This window comes from Nitrosomonas supralitoralis, from assembly GCF_003011925.2.
GTDB classification, from domain to species: Bacteria; Pseudomonadota; Gammaproteobacteria; order Burkholderiales; family Nitrosomonadaceae; genus Nitrosomonas; species Nitrosomonas supralitoralis.
Genome location: NZ_PXXU01000135.1, coordinates 1 through 1848, shown reverse-complemented (window position 1 = coordinate 1848; position 1848 = coordinate 1). Strand labels below are relative to the sequence as shown.

2 protein-coding genes are annotated in these 1848 nt (G+C 39.4%); both read left to right on the top strand.

Annotated features, from left to right (window positions below):
• Window positions 1-127: 127 nt before the first annotated feature.
• Window positions 128-361, top strand: a complete 234-nt coding sequence (locus tag C7H79_RS16975; RefSeq protein ID WP_106708403.1) for a hypothetical protein — start codon at window positions 128-130, stop codon at window positions 359-361.
• Window positions 362-429: 68 nt separating this feature from the next.
• On the top strand, window positions 430-1767 hold the full coding sequence (locus tag C7H79_RS18525; RefSeq protein ID WP_197714673.1) for an eCIS core domain-containing protein: 1338 nt from the start codon (window positions 430-432) through the stop codon (window positions 1765-1767).
• Window positions 1768-1848: the final 81 nt, after the last annotated feature.

Here is a 1848-nt window from a genome sequence, read left to right as displayed (position 1 = left end):
GAAAAAAACTTGACTTAAAAAATATTTTATTTACTATTTCACAGATAAAGCGCAAACCTATTTAATTTATATTTCTTAAGGGGTAGCAAATGCTGTTGTTCAGCGAGTGCATCAACATGAAGATAGAATGAGAAAACGAAGACGATTCAAACGAAGTCTCAAAACAGCTATTAACCGAATTGAAGCAATTGGTGCAGCAGGACCTGCAACAGCTGCACAGATTCTCATTCATGATGAAGTACAATATGCGGGCCAACATCATGGAATGCGAAACGTTACAGTGCAACAATTAGTTGGAGATATTCGTCAAACAATTGCCACCCAAACAGCATTGAATTTGGCTGATAGTGATAATCCTTGACAATTTGTTATTAATAATAAGAAGAATTTAAGTAGTAGTTTTATTTTTATGTGAAAAAGCATTGTGTTATGACAAAAGAAGCAAGCTCTATTCAGGATTCGCAAAGCAAAGCCATTGCGAATGTGCAAAGACAACAAGTGCAAACGGATGCAGGTGCCCATATAACCGACAATCGTCCCGAAGCAATGGTACAACGAAAATTGCAAGCTATTGCCAATATAAGTACCCAAGCAACGCAATTAAAATTATGGAGTGCTCTTCAACAAGATAATACAATACAAAAGCAATCGGATCTGGAAGAAGAAACTCTTCAGGGGAAATTTGATACAGCACAATTCGTCGATGAAGAAGAATCGTTACAAGGAAAGTTTGAACATCCCTCAGCTATTCAATTACAAACAGAAGAAGCACCAAACAATACTGGCTTGCCGAATCAATTAAAAGCAGGTATTGAATCACTTGGAGCAATGTCTATGGATCATGTAAAGGTGCATTATAATTCAGAAAAACCTGCACAGCTGAATGCGCATGCCTATGCACAGGGTAGCGACATTCATATAGCTCCGGGACAAGAGAAACATTTGCCGCACGAAGCATGGCACGTGGTGCAGCAAGCACAAGGCAGAGTTAAACCTACTATGCAAATGAAACAGGGAGTTCCTGTAAATGACGATGCAGGTTTGGAACATGAAGCAGATGTAATGGGAGCGAGGGCATTGCAAATGAGAGCAAATGTTGTACCTCATATTATAGATTTAGAAAATCATGTTACTCAACAAAAAACAAATGATCATAACAAAGGATGTGGATGCGCTTCATGTAGTTCAAAGACACTTGGTAACAATATTTTGCAACGTTGTGTATCATGTGGAGACTCAAGGTGTATTAAAGGTGAGAAATGTGGTTATGATAGAAGCGGAGGAGGAATGTTCTCGGGAGCAGCCTCATCAAGTGCATTGCCGGTTTTACCTTATGGAAGTTCAGGCGCTAAGCAGAATAGTGGTAAAGCCTTTGGAACAGAACTTGAACATCCTATTCCTGGACAAGCTTTAAGATTAACAGGACAGGGTGCAGGATATCGGCAGGAATATACCATTCCAATACCTGTTGCAGTTCATCGAGGTGGGGTTTCAGGAGCTGGCGGAGGTATTTCTTCAACGGGAAGTAGTGCCACATCAAAAGGTTGGGCACAACATTTGGCAGCACAAGATGATTTTGGTCAAGTCAAATCAGCATTGGCAGATCAGATTAACTCGCAAATCATGAATAGTAGTTTTACCCAAAGTACAGCAGTACAATTAAGGGATTGGCTGGTATCACAACGAGATCAAGCAGGCAGGATTAGTCAGGCCGAGTATGAAATCCTTCTGAATATCCTTATTAATCGGTTACATGATCAACGATAATGTAACCGATTGAGCCGTTGATTTTGGTAATCTAATAGTGATTTTTAAAATTACTTGCGTTGTCTAAACCTTAAAAGAAAA